Below are 1580 nucleotides of genomic sequence, written 5' to 3' on the forward strand. Positions count from 1 at the left end.
GCAACAGAAAGCTCCGAAGTGCCACTCGCTCCGCATGAATTCTGGCAGACCGTCTATCCCGCAGGCACGTTCGATGCGGCACCAGCGGACGGCTTTGCCGATCTCTTTCCGGCAACGCTCGCCGACGGACGCCAGATCGCGCTGCCGATCCGCATCCTGCCCGGCGGCGACGACAAGGCCGTGGCGTCGCTGATCGTCAACCAGGCGAGCTTTGCCGTCGAGGACGCGCTGACGGATGCCATGGCGGCACTCGCTTCGGCTCATGATCCCGAAGTCGTCATCGGTGTGCCGACGCTTGGACTGCCGCTCGCCAATGGCGTGGCGCGGCGTCTCGGCCATGAGCGCATGGTGGCGCTCGGGACATCGCGAAAATTCTGGTACAGCGAGGAGCTGTCGCAGCCGATGAGTTCGATCACCAGCCCGACGCATGCCAAGCGCCTCTATCTCGATCCGCGCATGTTGCCGCTGCTCGATGGCAAGCGGGTGGTCGTGGTCGATGACGTCATCAGCTCAGGCACCTCGATGCTGGCTGTGCTTCGGCTTTTGCGCAGCGCAGGAATAGAACCTGTGGCGGCTATTTTCGCCATGCTGCAGGGCGACAACTGGCGAGCGGTCATCGGCGAATACGACGCGCCGCTCGTTTCGCGCATCCATGGCGCGATCCAATCGCCGCGCTTGAGCCGCACCGCTGACGGCGGATGGCAGGAAACGGTCTCGACATATTGACATAAAGATGTCTTTATGTGACCTGACGGCTTTGTCGCCGAAAGGATGAAAAGTGTCGCAAAACGCCACCTCCCTCGACGCCCTGTTTGGGCCGGTTGCTGCCAAGTCTGACGGCTCGGAGGTGCTTGCTGCGCTGAAAGCCGCGGCGCGCGAGCGCATCCTGATCCTCGACGGCGCGATGGGCACGCAGATCCAGGGCCTCGGCTTCAGCGAGGACCATTTTCGCGGCGATAAGTTCACAGGCTGCGCCTGCCACCAGCAAGGCAATAACGATCTGCTGATCCTGTCGCAGCCAGCGGCGATCGAAGAGATCCACTACAAATACGCCATCGCCGGCGCCGACATCATCGAGACCAACACCTTTTCGTCGACCTCCATCGCCCAGGCCGACTACGGCATGGAAGACATGGTCTACGAGCTCAACCGCGACGGTGCGCGATTGGTGCGCCGTGCGGCGATCCGCGCGCAGCAGGAAGACGGCAAGCGCCGCTTCGTTGCCGGCGCGTTGGGACCCACCAATCGCACCGCCTCGATCTCGCCAGACGTCAACAATCCCGGCTACCGCGCCGTCAGCTTCGACGATCTGCGCATCGCTTATGGCGAGCAGCTACGCGGCCTGATCGATGGCGGCGCCGATATCATCCTGATCGAGACCATCTTCGATACGCTGAATGCCAAGGCGGCGATCTTTGCCTGCGACGAGATATTCATCGAAAAAGGCGTGCGCCTGCCGGTGATGATTTCGGGCACGATTACCGACCTGTCCGGCCGCACGCTGTCGGGCCAGACGCCGTCGGCCTTCTGGAATTCGATCCGCCATGCCGACCCGTTCACGGTAGGCCTCAACTGCGCGC

Annotated in this window: 2 protein-coding genes; both read left to right on the forward strand. The window is 62.9% G+C overall.

Going from position 1 to position 1580, the window contains the following annotated elements:
• Positions 1-18: 18 nt before the first annotated feature.
• Complete coding sequence (locus tag AC1DUU_RS31540) at positions 19-726, forward strand: phosphoribosyltransferase (protein WP_476787234.1); 708 nt, start codon at positions 19-21, stop codon at positions 724-726.
• A gap of 52 nt (positions 727-778) precedes the next feature.
• Positions 779-1580: homocysteine S-methyltransferase family protein (locus AC1DUU_RS31545; RefSeq protein ID WP_476787233.1), on the forward strand; the 802-nt coding region annotated here is incomplete at its 3' end.

Source organism: Aminobacter sp. P4_H6_2 (assembly GCF_056400805.1).